Below are 19,212 nucleotides of genomic sequence, written 5' to 3'. Positions count from 1 at the left end.
AAATATGTGAGGACACTATGAATACGATGAAAATTTATAAGGGATTATCTTTATTAGTGACATTTTTATGCTTATACTTCTCTATTTATTTAATATCGCCATTATTTGGTGAAACACATTCATTAGTTAATTTTTTTAATTATTTATATGGAATTGGAAAAAATTCATTATTATTACCAATAATTAATTTTAGTACAAAAAGTTTATTTACTATTAGTATTGCATTGATATTTACATTAATAATAATGATTTGATTACTTGTTGTTTATAATATTTATTCAATCAAAATAAAATTTAAAATTAAAAATAAATCAACATTGATATTAAAAATAGTATACACAAGCATAATATTTATAGTTTCAATTTTAATATTTTGATTTTTAATTGAAATATTAAAAGTTTTTGCAAGTTTTAGTTCATCAATAGGTTTTGATGTTAAATACTTATTAAATGAAGAAATTAATAAAACTTCTTCTAATCAAAATATTAGTGATTTTGTTAAATTTAATATGAATATAAATTTTTATAAGTATTTAAACGATTTAACTTTAGTTTTTTACTTATCAGTATTTTTTGTTATTTTAGTTTTTACAATTGAAATGATTAAGTTTAAAAAAGTTATGCTGTTTAAAAAATTAAAAAATAATAATTATTATGACTATTTTAATTTTTATAAAAAGCCAAAAGATAGTTTAAATTATTCAACTTATTCTGAAAAAGATTATTTTGAATATTTTGAGTGAATCAAACAAGATTTAAATAGTGAATTTTTAATAAAAGGTAACTCAACAAAATTATATAAACAACATTATATAAAAGAAGATATTGATTATCTAATGAAAAATCAAGAATTTTTTACAGATCATTACTATTTTAAAAATTCGTATTTTTCATTTGCTTTAAAACCTTTTATTATTCAAAAAGACGAATTAAGAAATATGTTTAGTCAATATACAACTAAACATAATGAAGTAGTTTTGCTTTTAAGTGCTTTTTATAAATTTGCAAGAATTTGTTCATTAAGTTTATCGAAAAACCTTGAAAAAATTGAGAAGTTTATTCATTTTAATTTATTTGAAGATAATTTGTTATCTAATCGATTACAAAATGATGCTAAATTATTTATTTCAATAGCTTTAAATAACATCATTGAAACTTTTAAAGATTTTTTAGAAGAAGATGAAAAAGATTTAGATAGTTATGTTGATTTAATTGAATGCAATCAAAGTACTGCTTATAGTTATCAAGCAAAACTTGAAGAATTGTTTGATGAAATAATTGTTTTAGATATGAATAATTATTCAAAAAATGATAAAACAACAAATAAAAATGTTAACCGTAATTATGATGGTGACTTAGATGAGTTAGAAGTAGCATTAAAATATTTTAATTTAACAAAATATTCAAATTATGAAGACTATAAAAAATCTTATCGATTATTAGCAAGAAAATTTCACCCAGATAATTTAAACAAGAAAAAGGATAATCAAATGCTTATTGTAAATAAATATAAGCTAATCTTAGATAAATACTTTAAAGGAGATGAATAGGTAATGAAAATTTTTGGAATAGATTTAGGGACAACTAATTCATGTATATCTGTTTGTGAGAATGGTGAAGTTAATGTTTTAGAAAATGAAGAAGGATTAAAAACTACACCAAGTGTAGTATCTGTAAGAAACAAAGAATGATTAATTGGTGATGTTGCAAAAAGACAATTAGAAGCAAATAAAAATACTGTCCTAAGTATTAAACGATTAATAGGGAGTGATGCAAAAGTAGAATTAGAAGGCAAAGAATATCGTCCTGAATTTATTAGTGCTAAAATTTTAAAATACTTAACAAGTTTTGCTAATAAAAAATTAAAAGAAAATATAATTGATGTAATTATCACTGTACCAGCTCACTTTAACGACCGTCAACGTAAAGCAACAAAACTTGCTGGAGAAATTGCTGGATTAAGAGTTTTAAGACTTGTAAATGAACCAACTGCTGCAGCACTTTCTTATGGAATAAAACCAGATAATAAAGGTCAAAATATTTTAGTATTTGACTTAGGCGGAGGAACTTTTGATATTTCTATTTTAGAAGTTGATAATAATGATTTTGAAGTTATTGCAACTGGAGGGGATAATTCACTAGGTGGAGATGACTGAGATAATGTTATTGTTGAAATATTGAAAAAACATTGTCTAGAAGAATTAAAAATTGAAAAAATTGATAGATCAATGCAAGTTAGATTAAAAGTTGCAGCAGAAAAAGCTAAAAAAGAATTAAGTTCAAGCTTATCAACAAAAATAAATGTTCCTTTTATAGCCATTGTAAATAACGAACCTGTTCATATTGATTATGATTTAGAAAGATCAACTTTTGAAAAATTATCTTTTGAACTTATGAAAAAAGTAGAACAAATATTAATTGAAGTTTTAAAAGAATCTAAAAAAACAACTGAATCAATTGATAAAGTTGTTTTAGCTGGTGGATCAACTAGAATGGTAATGGTAAAAGATTTTTTAGAAAAATTTTTTGGACGTGAAAAAATTTCATTTTCATTAAATGTTGATGAAGCTATCTCGATTGGTGCTGCAATTCTTGGAGACAGTATTTATAATGAAAAAAGTAGCTCTGAAATAATGTTAATGGATGTTACTCCGATTAGTTTGGGAACAAGTTTAGCTGAAGATAAATATGATATATTAATTCCTAAAAATACTTCAATACCGATTTCAATAACAAAAGAATATACTACTGCTAAAGATTTTATGGATGAAATTGAAATTGATATTAGGCAAGGTGAAGATCAAATAGCAAGTAACAATAAATTAATAGCACACTTTGCTTTGAAAAAAATTCAAAAAGCAGAATCAGGTACACCAAAAATTTCATGTACATTTAAAATTGATGTTGATGGAATATTACATGCGAGTGCAACAGATTTAAGTACAAATGCTTCTAAAACAATTGTTGTTGAAAATTACTTAGACATCGATGAAAATGAAAAAAAATCATTAATAAAAGATTTTTCGAAAAATAAATAATATTTTTTTACAAAATTATTATTTATTTTTTTATTTATTTATTAATAAAAAAACTATATTATTAAAGAGAATATGGAGGGACTATGTATACAGCAATTACAGATGCATTAACAAAAACTTTAGTATCTTGAAAAATGTGATCTGCAATAATAGCAACTATTGTAGTTATTTTTTTAGGTTACTTATTAGCTTATAAAAAAATATTTAAGCAAGAATGAGAAAAAGTTATGATAAAAATCGTTATGGTTGTTGGATTGCCAACTCTTGCGTTAAAGGGCTTTTTATCTGACGCTTCAGTTGATGGAGTTAAATCAGAACTTGTAGTTTTACTAATCGGATTTTTATTTTATGCAATTATGATGTTTGTGTCAAAATATTTTTTTTACAAATACGAAAAAGATATTCAAGATACATTAGCAATGTGTGTAGCACTTGCTTCAACAACATTTTTTGGTATTCCTATTGTTACAGCAATTTATTCAGATAGTCAAAATACAGCAAATATGTTTAACATTCCTTATAGAATCTTTTTATACTCTTTTGCTTTTATTATTATGAGTAAAAAAACTTTATCAAAAACAGTTAAAAAAACAAAAGCACAATTAAGTGAAGAAGAAATTATTGAAGCAAAAAAAATCAAAAAACAAACTTTAAAAAACATTTTTGTTAACCCAATTTTAATTGCAACATTTTTAGGATTTATTATTTGAGTAACTCAACTTATACCAGGAATTCAATGTGTTGATTACGATGGATCTAAAAAGTTCTCACCATTAAGATTTGATTTATTATTTCCACCAATTGATAAAATATTAACAACTTTACAAGCAATTTGTACACCATTAGCATGATTAGCAATTGGTATGACAATGAATAAAGGGAATTTAAAAGCAGCTATGAAAGATAAAACTTTATGATATGCTTCTTTTTTAAAAATAATTATTGCACCAACAATAATTTTATTGTTGGTTATTGGTTTTGCAAGTATTGGTCATTATACAAATAGTTATTCAATTAAAGTAACTTCACTAGCAGCAATGGTGATAATGACAGCAGCTCCACCAGCAAATGTTGTTGTTGCTTATGCAATTTCATATAATAAAGCGCCAATGATAGCAAGTAATCTAACAACATTATCAACATTTTTATCAATTATAACATTACCTTTATGAGTAATTGTTACAACAGCAATTGGTGCATTACCAATGTTTTCTTAAGAAAGGAAAATTTATGAAAGTTATATGTTTTGGAGTAAGAAATGTTGAAGTTGATATTTTTAATGAAGTAAATAAAAACTTTAATTTTGAATTAACTTTACTTGACGAATTATTAAATCATGATAATGTAGAAAAAATCAACGGTCATGATGCTGTGCTTTTAAGAGCCAACTGTATTGCAGATAAAAAAAATTTAGACATAATAAAAAGTTATGGAGTAAATTACTTATTAACAAGAACTGTTGGAACAAATCATATTGATATTGATTATGCAAAAAAATTAGGATTTAAAATGGGTTATGTACCGTTTTATTCTCCAAATGCAGTTAGTGAGTTAGCTTTTGCATCTGGTTTAGCAATGTTTAGAAATATAATTTATATGTATGATAAAATGAATCAAAATGATTTTAGAGTTGATCAATATTCTTTTGCAAAAGAAGTTAGAAACTCAAAAATAGGAATTATTGGAACAGGAAGAATAGGAATTGAGTGTGCAAAATCATGAAAAGGAATGGGTGCTCAAGTTTTTGGATATGATGTATTTCCTAGAAATGATTTAAATGATTTATTAGAATATCAAACTTTAGATTATATTTTCAAAAACTGTGATTTAATTTCTTTACATTGTCCTTATATTAAAGGCCAAAATGATAAATTTATCAATAAAACATTATTTTCAAAAATAAAAAATCAAACTATAATAGTTAATGCGGCAAGAGGGGAATTAATTGACTATAATGATTTATACGAATATATGTTGAATAATAAAATCAAACAAGTTGCATTAGATACTTTAGAAAATGAAGCAAAAATATTTTTTAAAAAACATGAAAGTAATTTTGAAATAGAAATTTATCAAAAGTTATATGATTTAAAACCAAGAGTGCTTTTTACGCCTCATTTAGGTAGTTATACAGATGAAGCTGTAAAAAATATGGTAGAAACAAGTTTTGAAAATTTAAAAAGTTATATTCAAAATAACACTTGTAAAAATGAAATAAAATAAAGGAGAAATATGACTTTTTTAGCTCAAAGCACAAATAAATTATCAACTAACACTTTATGAGTATTATTTGCAATTGCAATTGCATTATTAGTTATGGCAATCGTTGCAACTTGGTTTTTTATAAGATTTAAAAATGCTAAAAAAAATGCAAAAGATAGTTTTGAAGTTGTTACAGGTATTTTTAAAATTTTTAGATTTTGACAATTCTATGTAATTGTTATTGTTGCATTGGTCGGTTATGTTGGAGCGATTGTTTTACTAGCTGTATCATTGCCACCTTTAATTAGTAATTCTTAGATTTACTTTTTTTAAAAATTTTATTTTATTTTTTAAAATATTTTAAAATTTTTTTCCAATTAGTTTATAATACTTATGAGAAAAACTCATAGAAAGTAGAAAAAATATGTCAGAAGCTAAAATTAAATTAAGCAAAGGCGAAAAATTACTTGAAAAAAAACAAAAAACAAGTAGTGGTAAAGGTAATTCGTGAAATACATTCTTGAATAAACTTCAAGAATTAGGTAAAGCATTACAATTTCCAATTGCAATATTACCATTCGCTGCAATTTTAAATCGTTTTGGTGCATTAGGAATGTCTTTAACAAGTGTTGTTGAAAATGGCGAAACTGTTATAACAAACTACATTGGATATTATATATCTTTAATATTCCAAAAACCTGGTGGTGTACCATTCGATAATCTTCCTTTATTTTTTGCATTAGGTACCGCTTTTGGTCTTGCAAAAGATCATAGAGGGGAAGTAACACTTGTAAGTGCAGTATTATACTTATCACTAACTGCATTAACATCTGAAGGAACAATTCCACAAATGTTATATGGTAAAGTGTTTACTTTTGAAGATATTAAAAGTAATGTATTCTCAAAATTATTGTATGTTCCAAAAATAGCAAAGGATACAACCGATGTTATTGAGGGTGGAGAATATGTTCTGAATATAGGAGTTTTAGGAGGTATTGTTGCTGGATGTTTATCTGCATGGTTATATAATCGACTATCAGAAATTAAACTTCCAATAGCATTATCATTCTTCGGAGGAAGAAGATTTGTTCCAATGGTTGCATTGGCTTCATCTATTCCATTAGCGTTAATTTTTGCAATAATTTGACCATGAATTCAGTTTGGATTGATTTCATTTGGAAAAGTTATTACACCAGACAATCCAGCAGTAGCAATACCTGGAACAATGGTTTATGGATTATTAAATAGATTGTTATTACCATTTGGTTTACACCAAGTTTTAAACACATTCTTTTGATTCCAAATGCCTATAAGTGGAGATAAAATCGCACCACTTACAGGAGCTGTTTTAGGAAATAGCCAAATTGTAAATGGAGATATTAATGCATTTACAGCAGGAATTTCAAATTCCGGATTATTCCAATCAGGATTCTTCCCAATAATGATGGGTGGATTGCCACTTGCAGCAGTTGCAATGATTTTTGCAACTAAAAAAGAAAAAAGAAAAGAAGTAGCAGGGTTTCTTGGAGGAGTTGCGGGAGTTTCATTCCTTTCAGGAATAACTGAACCTCTAGAATTCTCATTTGTATTTATCTCACCATTATTGTTAGGAATTCACTCAGTGTTAACTTCAATATTTGTCGGGATATCAACTGCTATGAAAATTCAAATTGGATTTGGATTTAGTGCTGGATTTATTGATTATGCAATATCATTTGCTCAATCATGAGGATTAGCAAAACATAGTGGAGAATCAAGCGGGGTATGGTCAATTATAAGTAACCCATTAATGGTACTTGTCTTAACGGTTGCTGCTGGAGTTATTTACTACTTTACATTCTATTTTGTAATTGTAAAAATGAATGTATTAACACCTGGTAGAGAGGCTGTAGATGAAAATGCAGTTGCAAACTCATCTTCAACAGCTAAATCAAAACCAGCAAAAGGTAGTGAAAAATATATTAATATGGCAGCAGAAATTCTTGAAGCAATTGGAAAAGATAACTTAGTGTTAATTGATAATTGTGCAACAAGACTAAGATTGCAAGTTAAAGATAATTCTTTAATAGATCAAAAAAGAGTAAAAGCAGCAGGAGCATTTGGAACTAAATTATTAGGAGCAGAAAGTGTTCAAATAGTTATTGGACCTGATGTTGAACATGTTGCAAGAGAATTACAAAAAATTGCAAAATAATTTAAAATTTACAATAAAATAAAATGGACAACCATTTTATTTTTTTTAACAGGAGAAAACTATGAGCTTTAATTTTGATAAAGATACTGATTGAATTTTTACATTTTGTAAAAGTTGTTGAGACTATAAAAAATTCATTTTTGATAAACCAATTAATTTTTTTAAAGCGAAAAAACAAAAAGCACTTTGTATAAGTTGTAAAAATTGTCAAAATATAAATTTAGAAGAGGCAAGGGAGTATTATTGTCATTTAAATGATAATAATAAATAAATATGAATTGATTTGGAACAAATGTTAGTTGAGTAGTAATAGTAATTATTTTAGTAATAGTTTTAGCAATATCTTTATTTTTTCCTTGACAAAAAGTTAAGAATAGAAAACAACAAAAATCAGATCTTATAAATAAACCAATTGACGAAAAAAATAAAAATAATTCTGAAAGTATTATTCCTAACTTTATGGGGATTTATAACTCAATTGGTAAGAGTGAATCTGTAAGAATGAAAAAATTGGTATATGTAGAACCAAAAGAAAATAGTTGTGAATTATGCATAAAATATGAAAATACAGTTTTATCATTAGAAGTTATCGATAAAAATTATTTAACAATGGCAGAAGCTATTTCTAATGGCTATCATCACTTAGGATGTACCCATAAAGATATTGATTATTATCCAGGTGACACTGAATTAAAAGACAAGTTTTTTACTCAAGAAGAACAAATAAAATTTCATCAATTAATTTTAGAACAATTTAAATTAGAAAATAATATAAGAAATATAAAATACGATTTAGAGAATAAGAACTCAAAATCAGTTTCTATTGAAGACTTAAATAAAGCTATTGAAAAACTTGATATTTTTTGTAAAGAAAATAATTTAACAAGAAACTTTTCAAGAGAAGAACCTGAAATTAGTGACTTAAAAAAATTTACAAAATAAAAAAAGATAGAAACAATGTTAATAAGCTAATCATTGTTTCTATCTTTTTATAACTTAATATCTAACTCAATAGTTTGTTAACAAACTAAAATCACTTAAATTATTAATTTTTTTTATAAATTTATATATTATTTTCCATTAGAAAATGCATAACACCATCTTCTAAGCAATGTTTTGTGACAAACTTAGCGGCTTTTTTTACTTGTTCTGTTGCGTTTTTCATAACAACACTATTTTTAAAAGCTTCTAATGCAGGAATATCATTTCCACTGTCTCCAAAAAAAATTGCTTCTTCATTTGTATATCCTAAATTTTTTAGTAACTCTAAAGTTTTTGCTCCTTTATTTGAGTTTTTTGAAGAAACTATATAATGCATTTTAGTTTTTTCATCATCTGCATCTCAAATGATTGATAATTTATCTTTATATTTTTCATCTAACATCGAAAATATTTTATCAGCGTTATTTTGAAAAGAAAATTGAGCAAAACCATAACTTATATTTTCAAAATGTTGATCATTATTTTTATCAATTAATTTATTTGACCTTGTATAAAAAGTTTTTGACATTCCTAGTTCGTTTGTATAATAAACATTTTGCTCTGTATATTTTTTAAAATAAAAACTATAATTTTGATTGTTTAAAGTTTCATATATTTCTTTAACAATATCTTTATCAATTGTTTCTACCATTAATGGATTAAATTCACTAACTTTTGAAACATAACTACCATTTTCACAAACTACATAATTTAAATGTTTATCAATTTCTAAATCTTTTGCAATTTTTACTGTTTCATTTCAACTTCTACCAGTTGATATTATTAACATAATACCTTTATTTTGTAATTCTTTTAAATATTGAATTTGTTGTTCGCTTGAATATTTATTGTTAAATAATAGAGTTCCATCTAAATCACTAACAATAACTTTAATATTTTTCATAATTTCTTCCTTTTCATAAGATATAATTTATAGTTTTTATTATTATAATATATTTTAATTTAATAACAAATAATATAACTTTTAACATTAATCTATAGTTAATATTTTTATGATTTGTAAAAATTTACAACTTATTTTTAATAATAAGTTGGTAAAAATTTCCATATAAAATCTTAATGGAGGAAAAAAAATGAATAAGGAAAAAAATGTTAAAAAAAGCTTCAAAAATTGATTTAATAGCAAGTTTGTTCCTGCTTTAACTAAGGTGGGAAATGAAAGACACATCTCTGCACTAAAAGATACCTTTGGAACAATGCTAGCAATAATAATAGCCGGTTCAATCGGATTACTAATTCAAGCAATTATTTTTGGTGGTGCTGGTAGTGGAAGAGTATCTTTATTAGGAGTAATTTGTAAATTTGCAACCAATGAATCATGAGATTTTGTTCATAAAGTTATAACAACTAATGTTAGTGGTTATACTTCATGATATAAAATACAACAAATAGCGGGTCAAGCATTTGGTGTTTTAAATACAGCAACAATAGGTTCTATGTCTTTATATTTCGCATTTATATATGGTTTTTTCATTGCTAAATCTAGAAATTTTAAATCACCATTATTAGCTGCAACAATGTCAGTTGCTCTATTTATTGTTTGTATAATGGGTCAAGTTAGTTATTTTATGGGTGCTACAGGACTAATTATCGCTATTTTTTCAAGTATAGTTGGTGTTGAAATTTTTATAAAGTTATCAAATGTTAAAAAATTTGAAATTAAATTACCAGCAGGAGTACCTCCTAATGTTGGTAAATCATTTGCTATATTAATACCTGCAATATTAACTTTCGGTGTATTTGTATTAATTAATTTGTGTTTTTTAACACCAGCTTTATTAACTAATATGAGTGTGGGTAAAGGAGATTATTCAACACTTACTGAGGAAAAAATACAAGAAATCTTAAACACATATAAAGATATGAGTGCAGAAGACATAGTTGCCAAAATCATGAATAATCAAAACTTTATAGATCATTCTGAAGTGGTTAATAAAGTTGCTGATATTTTAAAAAATTCTAAAAATAGTAAAGAGTTTTTTGAAAACATTAAATCTTTTTATGAATTAAGTAATGAAAGTGATAAAAGTGTAATTGCTAATGCAATTGCTTATTTAAATAACATTGAAAATGAACTTTATTCAATCACAAGTGGAGGTAAAATCTCGTTTGTTGAAACTGATGGAGTTTTATTAATGAATGTAAAATATCAAATTGTATCAATTGGTTCTGAGTTTTTTGGAGTTGGAGCTGGAATATATAAATTCTTTGGTAGTTGATTTGAAGGCTTTGCAAAAGGTAATGGGGGACTTGCATTAGCTATTGTTTATGTATTTTTTGTAAGTTTCTTTTGATTTTTTGGAATTCATGGTTCTAATTTACTAGCTGGAATTTTTGAACCAATTTGATATATGATAGCCGGAATTAATGTAACATTAATTTCAAAATTAGGTTATGATTTAGCAGCACAAACAGGTGATTTAGGTATATTTACATATTCATTTGTTCAATCTTATTATATGATTGGTGGAAGTGGATGTACATTAGGCTTAATTATAGGAACGTTAATGTTTTCAAGAAGAAGAGAATTAAGAGAAATAGCTAAATACGCTGCTCCTAGTGGTATATTTCAAATTAATGAGCCTGTTGTATTTGGATTTCCAATAGTTTTAAACCCTGTGTATGCCGCTCCTTGATTTTTGGTGCCTATACTATCAATAGTTACTGGTTATCTATTTACAACTTTAGGTTGAGTTAAGTATTCTTACATAACAGTTCCTTGAACAACCCCTTGGATGTTAGGAGCAATAATAACATCAACGGATTGAAAACAAATCATTCCTACAACAATAACCTTGGGATTATCTTTTGGTATTTATTTACCATTTGTATTTTTGGATAATATCTTGTATATGAAAAAATTAAAAAAAGATGATATAGATAAATATAATGAAGTTAAAAAGTATTGGAGTAATCCAGAGTATAAATTTATAACTAATAAAAACGAGAAATTGTATCATTTAGAAGACTATATATATGATACAAAAAGTAAAATTGATGAATTAAAATCAAAAGAGTTCAAAAAAGCTTCAAAAAAAGAAAAAAGTATAAGTAAATTAAAAGAATTTTTAAATAAATTAATTATTAAAAAGGCTAAATATGAAATTTATGCAAATAAAATTATTGAAAGTAAAAAAGATAAATGAAATAAAATAAATCTTAAAAAACAACAAAAAGAAAACAAAAAAATAAGTAAAAATGTTTAGCATTTTAGTCATGATTTCTGGATTATTTCTCACTTTACCTTTTCTAATATGATTTGTTTTAGAATTTTTAAAAAAAGTTTATAATAAATATATTAATTGTAAGAAAAAGCTAATATATTTATCTTTTATACCTTGTTATATTATTGCAATAGCAATAATCATAACACTTATAGTAATTTATTAATTATTTTAAAAACGCTAATTAATTGTTAAAATTATAAAAAGTGTTTTTTTTTTTTTTTTTGAAAGGAAAAGTATGGAATTAATTAGTAGGTTAGAGCAATTAAGATCTCAAAAAAATACAAATTCATTTATAGCAAAGTTTATTTTAGATAATATATTTTTAGTTTCTAATATGTCGATTACGAATCTTTCTAAAGAAACTTTTGTATCTCCTACAACTATAAATAGATTTTGTAAAACAGTTGGTTTTGAAGGTTATAAAGAATTTCAATTTGAACTAAAAAAGTTTAGCAAATTATTGTGTAATAAAAATAGTTCATCAAATGAAAAACTTGATGATTTTAATTTTTCTGAAAATATTGATATTTTAAAAAATTTATTAACTGTTAATATTAACGATATAATGGAACAATTATTACAAAATAAATCAAAATTGAAGGATATTTTTTTTAATATTGAACAGATAAATTTAATCGGATTTGGTACAAATACAATTGCTCAAAAATATTTTGCTTACTTATTTTCAACATTAAACGATAATATACATATTGTCTATTCATCGGAATTAGATACTAATCGTTTTTTTATAAAACAAAGTAAAAATAAAAAAGCAGTAAACATTGTTTTTTCTTATACACTTAACTCTTCTTTTTATTTAGATGAATTAATTCAAATATCACTTGATAATAAGCAAAAAATTGTTTGTTTAACAGGAAATGATGAATCAAAATATTTAGATAAATTTGATGTAGTTATTTTTGCTTACAATTCTGAAATAAATATAAAAAATAGAGTAAATTTTTTAGCTTCCGAAATATTTTTTACAAATGCTCTCTATTTGTTAATAAAAGAAAAGTAAATATTTTCATCACTTGTAAATATTTTTTAAAAACATTAATATAGTAATTATTTTTTTTCTAATGTTAATATTTTTTTGGAGGAAGAAAATGATTAATTTTAAATTTAAAAAAGATTTTTGATGAGGTACAGCAACAAGCGGACCTCAAACAGAAGGATGAACAAATAAAAAATCATATAGTTTAATGGATGAATGATTCAAAAAAGAACCAGAACAATTTTTTGAAAAAGTTGGAAATGATGTAGCTAATGATATGTATCTTAAATTTAAAGAAGATATAGATATAATGAGTTATCTAAAACTTAATAGTTTTAGAACTTCAATACAATGAACACGTTTAGTTAATAAATTCCCTTTTGAAAAATTAGACCAAGAAGGTGTTGATTTTTATAAAAAATATTTCACTTATTTAAAAGAAAAAAATATTAAAGTAATTGTAAATCTTTATCATTTCGATTTACCAATGCCTTTACAAGATCAAGGTGGATGAGAAAATAAAGATACAATTGAAGAATTTAGAAAATATGCAAAAGCTTGTTTTTTAGAATTTGGGGATTTAGTTGATTATTGAGCATCTTTCAATGAACCTATAGTTCATTCTGAGTGTGGTTATTATGAGGGAAATCATTATCCACATATAAAAAATTTAAAAAGAGCTATACAAGTTGGTTTTAATATTACAGTAGCATCCGCTAGAGCAATAAAAGAGTTCAAAAAAATTTTCAAAGATAAGAAAGAAAAAAAAATTGGTGTTATTTTAAATTTGACTCCTTGTTATAGTTCTAGTAATAACGAAGAAGATTTAAAAGCATCTAAAATCGCAGATTATTTTTATAACAAATCCTTTTTAGATCCATCTGTAAAAGGTGAATATAACAAAGAATTTTTAAAATTATTGAATAATAACAATTTATCACCTCATTATAAAATTAAAGAAATTGTGGATATTAAAAACAACACGGTTGACTACTTAGGTGTAAATTATTATCAACCTAGAAGATTCAAAAAACCAACTAATAATGAAAGTGATGGTTTAGAAAAATTTTTTGAAAATTATATATGAAAAGAAAGAATTATGAATGAATCTAGAGGTTGAGAAATATATCCAAAAGCACTATATGATATTGCAATTAACTTAAAGAATAATTATAATAATATTAAATGATTAGTTTCTGAAAACGGTATGGGAGTTCAAGAAGAATCAAGTATTGCTAATAAATCAATTTATATTGAAGATGATTATAGAATAAGATTTATTTCAGAACATCTTTATTGATTGCACAAATCTATTGAAGAAGGTTCTAATTGCTTCGGTTATCACCTTTGAAGTTTTACAGATTGTTGGAGTTGAAATAATGCATATAAAAATCGCTATGGTTTTGTTGCTATCAATTTAAATAATTTAGAAAGAAAAATTAAAAAATCTGGTTATTGAATAAAAAATACTATTGAAAAAGATAACGAAATCGAATTAAATAAATTAATTTATAAAGAATTTATTTCAAAATAGTATTAAAATAAATTTATGAAAAAACAAGGTTATGCATTAGTTACAGGAGCAAGTAAGGGAATAGGGTATGAAATTGTAAAATACTTGCTTGCTAAAAACTATAAAGTTATTGCAGTTTCAAGAAATACTCAAACTCTTGATAATTTAAATAAAAATTTTACAAACATAATTCTTGAAAAATGAAATTATGATTTAAGTGATTTAAATCAAGTTAAAAATATGATTGAGAATTGTAAAAATTTTGATATTCAATTAGTAATTAATAATGAAGGTTATGGAGTTTGAGGGAGTTTTTTAAAAACAAGTTTAGAAAAAGAATTAAATATGATTGATTTAAATATTAAATCACTTCATTATATAACAAAGCATTTTGCTAAAAATTTTTATAAAAATAATTTAGGAAGAATTATAAATGTGGCAAGTGTTGCTGCTTTTCAACCGGGACCAATGTTTTCGAGTTATTTTGCATCAAAAGCTTATGTTTTAAATTTAGGTATAGCAATAAATACAGAATTTAAAAAACTAAAATCAAAAGTACGAGTAGTTACAATTTGTCCTGGTCCTATTAAGACTGATTTTTGGTTAAGAAGTGATTATAAAAATATAAATAAATCACACGGGATGAGAGTTGAAAAATATGTCAATAAAACTTTAAAAAAAGCTCTTAAAACTAATTCAAAAGATTTTTTATTAACAGGTATAGTTAATAAATTTAATAAATTATTAGTAAAAATAATTCCTCAAAAAATAATATTAAGTCATATCTATAGAATGCAAAAAGACAAATAAAATCACAAGTAATATTACTTGTGATTTTATTATTATAAATTTAAACCTTCAATAAAACTTTTTATAACTGTTTTTCAATTACCAAACAATTTTTCTCTAGCTATCCTTATTTCATTTATTTTATTAGTTATTGCATTTTCTGAATCTTCAATTCTTTTAAATTGATCTTCAAAAAGTTTAGAAACTGTAACAAAAGATGTTGTTTTTCAAGTATTAAAAGCTTCAACTCTTTCATTGTTATTTTCATTTGTATATTTTTCTTTTAACTTCGCTTCAGTTTTTATTAAAATTCTTAAAATATGTCCTACAAAAGCAAAACTATCTGCATCTGTTAAAAAAATATTAGGATTTTCATCAGATACTTTAAAAGGAATGTTTCGATATTGATCATTGAAACTGGTTGCAACTAGAATTCCGTATTTCGCTCCTTCTTTAACTGTGTCTTCTATTAATTTTTTTTCTCATGTTTTACTTCATGAAGCATTTTTTACTTCATAAACAATTTTTCCAACAATTACATCGTTATCTTTAACAGATTGAAGATAATCTGCTTTTTGAGATTGACTTGTAATTTTTGAAATAACATCATCTGGAAATACTTTTCTTAATTCTCCTTCAACGTCATGTTCAAAGTTTTCTCCTTTAGTTTTATTTTGAATAACTTTATATTGTAAATTAGCTTCTTTTAAAGTTGAAATTTGATCATTCAAATCTCTTATTTGAACTTCAAAAAGTGATCGTAAGTTTTCTTTTTCTTCTAAAATTTCTTGTTTTTTGTTAGCTTCTATAATTTTTAAGTTAGCTTCTAAACTTGTAATCCTTTCATTTTTTAAAGATATATCTGTATTTAAGTCATCTTTAACTTTTTGAAATGATTGCATAGCAATTATTTTTGCTTGCTCTTTTTCACTTGCTAATTTCTCATCAAAATTTCGAATTTGTTCTTTTAATTTAGCATTTTCAACATCTAATTCATTTCTGACTTTTTGTATTTCTATATCATTTTTTGATTTTAAATCATTGATAAACAATTCTAATTTATTTTTTTCTGTTTGAAATTCTTGACTTTGTTTAGCAAGAGCAGCTGTAATTTCTGCATTTTTTTGATTATCATAATGACTTTTTAGTTCTTTTTTTAGTTCTTCAAGATATTCATGTTTTTTAGATTCTAAAAAATCATGTAAATTTTTTAAACTAGTCTCGCTCCCGTTAAAATCTTTTTCTGTAATAGTTTGGTGACATTTTGGACATGTAAAATTAAGTTCCATATTTGAAACTCCTTTCTTTAATTTTTTTTTTTTTTTTGTAAATAAGCTAAATGTAATAACCAATTGTAACTTAACTAATTATTTGTTTTTTGCATAAATACAAGATTATAATAACATTAAAAAATGAAAATTTTTTCTAATAATGAAAGTATTTTTTAAAAAAAATATTAGATAATAATATTGTTAAGAAAAGAGGAATAAATATGATTTCAAAATTTCCAAAAGATTTTTTGTGAGGTGCTTCAACAAGTGCCTATCAATTTGAAGGAGCATATAATGTTGATGGAAAAGGGTTAAGTGTTCAGGATTTTATTGGTAAACACTACCCAAAAGACATAACAGATTTTAAAGTAACTTCTGATCATTATCATCGCTATAAAGAAGATGTTGAAATGATGGCAAAAATGGGGTTAAAAGCATATAGATTTTCAATTGCTTGAACAAGAATAATTCCTGATGGTAATGGCGAAATTAACCAAAAAGGAATAGAATTTTATAACAATTTAATTGATGAGTTAATCAAATACAATATAGAACCAATTGTAACAATGTATCATTTTGATTTACCTGATAATTTAAATAAAATTGGTGGTTGAAAAGCAAAAGAAACAACAGAAGGATTTTTAAAATTTGCAAAAGCTATTTTTACTAGTTTTAAAGATAAAGTTAAATATTGAATTACTATAAACGAATTAAATGTCATGATTTTATCAGGTCATGTTATAAATATGGTTGATGACTTAGAAGAATGAAATCGTATTAAATTTGATGTTTTACATAATTTAAATATGGCACAAGCAAAAGTAATTAATCTTTTTAGAGATATTGTTCCTAATGGTAAAATTGGTCCAGCTCCTAATATCAGCGCTGTTTATCCTGCAAGTTCAAAACCAGAAGATCAAAATGCCAAATTTAACTTTTCTATGTTAAGGAATTGAACATTTTTAGATGTAATTTGTCGTGGAAGTTATAACCCGTTTTATTTAAATTTTTTAAAAAAACAAGGATATAACTTTAATCCAAGTCAAGAAGATTTAGCTATTTTAAGAAGCGCAAAACCAGATTTTATATCATTTAACTATTATTCATCATCGACTGTTGAACATATGGGAATTGATGAAAAAAATACTAATTTAAACGATCAACAAAAAGGGTATGAAATTCCTGGTTATGGAAAAACAGTACAAAATCCAAATTTATTAAAAACTCAATTTGGTTGAGAAATTGATCCGATAGGGTTAAAAAATACTTTAAAAGAATTATATGATCGCTACAATTTACCATTATTGATTTCTGAAAACGGAATTGGAGCAAGAGATGTATTAACTAGTGATTTTAAAATTCATGATGATTATCGAATTGAATACTATAATCAGCATATTTCAGAAATGGCAAAAGCAATTGATGATGGAGTTGAGATGCTTGGATATTGTCCTTGAAGTGCTGTTGATTTGGTTTCAACTCATGAAGGTATTTCAAAACGATACGGATTTATTTATGTAAATCGTGATGAATTTGATTTAAAAGATTTAAAACGTTATCCAAAAGATAGTTTCTTTTGATATAAAACTTTAATTGAAAACAATGGAAGTGATTTTTAAACTAAAAAACCCATTTATAATGGGTTTTTTTAGATACAATACTTTTAAGGAGAAAAATATGAGAAAAATAATGAATAACTTATTTTTAGGAGATAAAAAAAGTGCTCCTAAAGAAACACAATTAAGAATTAGTTGTGCTCAAGAAATTTTTAAAAAGTATATTAAAAACTCTAACTTACAAGTTAGTTTTGATGCAAAAAATGACATTAAATACTATAATTTTGAGGATTTTCCAATATATGAAGACATTGATATTGATTTAGTGGATGATGCTTTAAAAACTATCGAAAATAATATTAATAATAAAGTAATTTATGTACATTGTGTTTGAGGAATAAATCGAAGTCCTTCAATTGTGTTTATGTATATGGTTAGAAATAAGCTTTTAAATGGAAATACATATGAAGAATGTCAAAGTCAATTTTGAAAAATCTATCCTTATCATCGTGCTAATCCTGGATGACAAGAATTTTTAATAAATCAATTTCCTTATAATTTTAAAAAAAACTAATTTAAAATCTTTATGTAATCGATATATTTAGTAGGACTACTTATTACATTTAGTGGTTAAAACAATATTGCAATAAGCCATAATATTTTTTAATTTATACTTAAAATAAAAATTATTTACATTCATGCTTGCTAATAAATATAAATAACTATTTTTTTAATAAATTATTTTAAATCAAGTTGAATGTTACGATAATTTGCTATTACTATAATTACTAAAAATTTGTTCTCTTAGATAATTATTTATATCAAAAACTGTTAAACCTTATTTTTTGTAGGATTATACATAATATATGTAAACTACAATTTATGTTATTAACTTAAAATGAATTAAAAAAATTTTAAATTGTAATCAAAAATCTATTTATTATTTCATCTTTTTACTATATAGTATTTATGTAAAGGAGTTTAAATTTTAAATGGGACAAATTGTAAAAGTAACAATAACAAATATCGTTAACTTTGGCGCTTTTTGTGATGTTGATCTTAATGGAAAAACATACAAAGGGTTAATTCACATTTCAGAAATTACTGATGGTTACGTATCAAACGTAAGTAACCACTTATCTATCGGTCAATCAGTTGATGGATATGTAATGTCAGTTGATGATGAAAAAGGACAAGCTAAAATTTCTTTGAAAAAAGCTTAGTTTAAACTAAATAACTTTTCAATATATTATAAAAAATAAAATTTAAAAGAATGTTACTTTTATAAAACCAGTAGCAAAATTTAAATTATAAATCATATCAATATAGCGAAAAATTTTGGAAGTAAAAAAGTATCTAGTAATAGATATTTTTTTTGTAAAATTTTATTTAAATTATAAAAAAATTTTAGAGTATAGTTATT

The 19,212-nt window shown here is 24.2% G+C and carries 17 protein-coding genes; 15 read left to right on the top strand and 2 right to left on the bottom strand.

Annotation, left to right across the window (positions count from 1 at the left end; all coding sequences use genetic code 4):
- Positions 1–26: 26 nt before the first annotated feature.
- From SGLAD_RS03020 to SGLAD_RS02985, 8 genes are all read left to right on the top strand, one after another.
- Entirely contained in the window at positions 27–1,550 is a 1,524-nt protein-coding gene (locus tag SGLAD_RS03020) for a hypothetical protein (protein WP_134297568.1), read from the top strand.
- Positions 1,551–1,553: 3 nt separating this feature from the next.
- Positions 1,554–3,038: an Hsp70 family protein gene (locus SGLAD_RS03015; RefSeq protein WP_134297567.1), complete on the top strand. Its 1,485-nt coding sequence runs from the start codon at positions 1,554–1,556 to the stop codon at positions 3,036–3,038.
- An 83-nt stretch (positions 3,039–3,121) separates the two neighbouring features.
- Entirely contained in the window at positions 3,122–4,255 is a 1,134-nt protein-coding gene (locus SGLAD_RS03010) for an AEC family transporter (RefSeq protein ID WP_134297566.1), read from the top strand.
- 13 nt (positions 4,256–4,268) lie between these two features.
- Complete coding sequence (locus SGLAD_RS03005; RefSeq protein ID WP_134297565.1) at positions 4,269–5,261, top strand: NAD(P)-dependent oxidoreductase; 993 nt, start codon at positions 4,269–4,271, stop codon at positions 5,259–5,261.
- 9 nt (positions 5,262–5,270) lie between these two features.
- Entirely contained in the window at positions 5,271–5,558 is a 288-nt protein-coding gene (locus SGLAD_RS03000; RefSeq protein ID WP_134297564.1) for a hypothetical protein, read from the top strand.
- 106 nt (positions 5,559–5,664) lie between these two features.
- Complete coding sequence (locus SGLAD_RS02995; RefSeq protein WP_134297563.1) at positions 5,665–7,434, top strand: PTS transporter subunit EIIC; 1,770 nt, start codon at positions 5,665–5,667, stop codon at positions 7,432–7,434.
- Positions 7,435–7,495: 61 nt separating this feature from the next.
- Complete coding sequence (locus tag SGLAD_RS02990; protein ID WP_134297562.1) at positions 7,496–7,705, top strand: hypothetical protein; 210 nt, start codon at positions 7,496–7,498, stop codon at positions 7,703–7,705.
- Between the two features lie 2 nt (positions 7,706–7,707).
- Positions 7,708–8,376, top strand: a complete 669-nt coding sequence (locus SGLAD_RS02985; protein ID WP_134297561.1) for a hypothetical protein — start codon at positions 7,708–7,710, stop codon at positions 8,374–8,376.
- A 121-nt stretch (positions 8,377–8,497) separates the two neighbouring features.
- Here SGLAD_RS02985 and SGLAD_RS02980 read toward each other — a convergent pair whose 3' ends face one another.
- On the bottom strand, positions 8,498–9,319 hold the full coding sequence (locus SGLAD_RS02980) for an HAD family hydrolase (protein WP_134297560.1): 822 nt from the start codon (positions 9,317–9,319) through the stop codon (positions 8,498–8,500).
- A 190-nt stretch (positions 9,320–9,509) separates the two neighbouring features.
- Here SGLAD_RS02980 and SGLAD_RS02975 point away from each other — a divergent pair, with 190 nt between their 5' ends.
- The 4 genes from SGLAD_RS02975 (at position 9,510) to SGLAD_RS02960 (ending at position 14,983) form a co-directional block, all read left to right on the top strand.
- Positions 9,510–11,642: a PTS sugar transporter subunit IIC gene (locus SGLAD_RS02975; RefSeq protein WP_134297559.1), complete on the top strand. Its 2,133-nt coding sequence runs from the start codon at positions 9,510–9,512 to the stop codon at positions 11,640–11,642.
- 256 nt (positions 11,643–11,898) lie between these two features.
- Positions 11,899–12,684: a MurR/RpiR family transcriptional regulator gene (locus SGLAD_RS02970; protein ID WP_134297558.1), complete on the top strand. Its 786-nt coding sequence runs from the start codon at positions 11,899–11,901 to the stop codon at positions 12,682–12,684.
- 88 nt (positions 12,685–12,772) lie between these two features.
- The gene (locus SGLAD_RS02965) at positions 12,773–14,194 is read left to right on the top strand and encodes a glycoside hydrolase family 1 protein (protein WP_134297557.1); all 1,422 of its coding nucleotides are present in this window, start codon (positions 12,773–12,775) and stop codon (positions 14,192–14,194) included.
- Positions 14,195–14,209: 15 nt separating this feature from the next.
- Entirely contained in the window at positions 14,210–14,983 is a 774-nt protein-coding gene (locus SGLAD_RS02960; protein WP_134297556.1) for an SDR family NAD(P)-dependent oxidoreductase, read from the top strand.
- A gap of 32 nt (positions 14,984–15,015) precedes the next feature.
- Here SGLAD_RS02960 and SGLAD_RS02955 read toward each other — a convergent pair whose 3' ends face one another.
- Positions 15,016–16,251, bottom strand: a complete 1,236-nt coding sequence (locus tag SGLAD_RS02955) for a DUF2130 domain-containing protein (protein WP_134297555.1) — start codon at positions 16,249–16,251, stop codon at positions 15,016–15,018.
- A 203-nt stretch (positions 16,252–16,454) separates the two neighbouring features.
- On the opposite strand from SGLAD_RS02955, the gene SGLAD_RS02950 reads away from it, so the two are divergent.
- The 3 genes from SGLAD_RS02950 (at position 16,455) to SGLAD_RS02940 (ending at position 19,012) form a co-directional block, all read left to right on the top strand.
- Positions 16,455–17,852, top strand: coding sequence for a glycoside hydrolase family 1 protein (locus SGLAD_RS02950; protein WP_134297554.1), 1,398 nt, complete (start codon positions 16,455–16,457; stop codon positions 17,850–17,852).
- Between the two features lie 58 nt (positions 17,853–17,910).
- Positions 17,911–18,363, top strand: coding sequence for a dual specificity protein phosphatase family protein (locus SGLAD_RS02945; protein WP_243831609.1), 453 nt, complete (start codon positions 17,911–17,913; stop codon positions 18,361–18,363).
- A 418-nt stretch (positions 18,364–18,781) separates the two neighbouring features.
- Complete coding sequence (locus tag SGLAD_RS02940) at positions 18,782–19,012, top strand: S1 RNA-binding domain-containing protein (RefSeq protein ID WP_134297553.1); 231 nt, start codon at positions 18,782–18,784, stop codon at positions 19,010–19,012.
- Positions 19,013–19,212: the final 200 nt, after the last annotated feature.

The sequence above is a fragment of the Spiroplasma gladiatoris genome (genome assembly GCF_004379335.1).
In the GTDB taxonomy this organism is placed as follows: domain Bacteria; phylum Bacillota_I; class Bacilli_A; order Mycoplasmatales; family Mycoplasmataceae; genus Spiroplasma_A; species Spiroplasma_A gladiatoris.
The sequence above is the reverse complement of the archived record's forward strand: the minus strand, read 5'-3'. Positions and strand labels throughout refer to the sequence as shown.